Annotated in this window: 1 protein-coding gene; it reads right to left on the bottom strand. The window is 79.4% G+C overall.

The window, feature by feature from the left end:
• Positions 1-539: CHAD domain-containing protein (locus tag GTW40_RS06970; protein ID WP_161179280.1), on the bottom strand; the 539-nt coding region annotated here is incomplete at both ends.

The following is a 539-nucleotide window of genomic DNA, read 5'->3' as shown; positions in this document are numbered from 1 at the left end:
GGACAGGCCGTCGGCCAGGGCCTGCGCGTTGTACGGGTGCCCGGCGGTGACCAGGGGCAGCGCGGCGACCGCGCTGTTGAGCCGGTCCTCGGCGGCCGTCGCGTACGGGCCGAGGTCCGCCCCGGCCGCGCCGGGCGCGAGGGGGACGTCGCTGGCGAGTACGGCGATGCGGTCGGCCAGCGCGTGGAAGCGGGCGGAGCCGAGCGCCTCCAGGGCGCCGGAGTGGGCGCGGGCGCGGGCCAGGGTGAGCCTGCGGTCGAGGAGGGCGGCGGCGCGGGCGGCGCCGACCGTGAGGGGGACGGCGGGGGGTGCCTTCGTGGGCGCGGGGAGGGTGTTGGCCGCCGTGGTGGGTGGTGCCGTCGTGGTCCCCGAGAGCCGGTGCAGGGCGAGCAGCAGCCGGTCCAGGCGGGCCGCGCAGGCGTGCTCCAGGCCGAAGGTGCCCGAGACCCAGGCCAGTTCGGCCCGGGTCTCGTCCGCCCAGTCGGGGTCCAGCAGCCCGCGGAAGGTGTACAGGCCCGCGCTGACGCGGCGGGCCGAGC

Source organism: Streptomyces sp. SID4985, from assembly GCF_009863025.1.
Taxonomy (GTDB): domain Bacteria; phylum Actinomycetota; class Actinomycetes; order Streptomycetales; family Streptomycetaceae; genus Streptomyces.
Note: the sequence above shows the minus strand (reverse complement) of the source record. Positions and strands in the feature narration are given on the sequence as shown.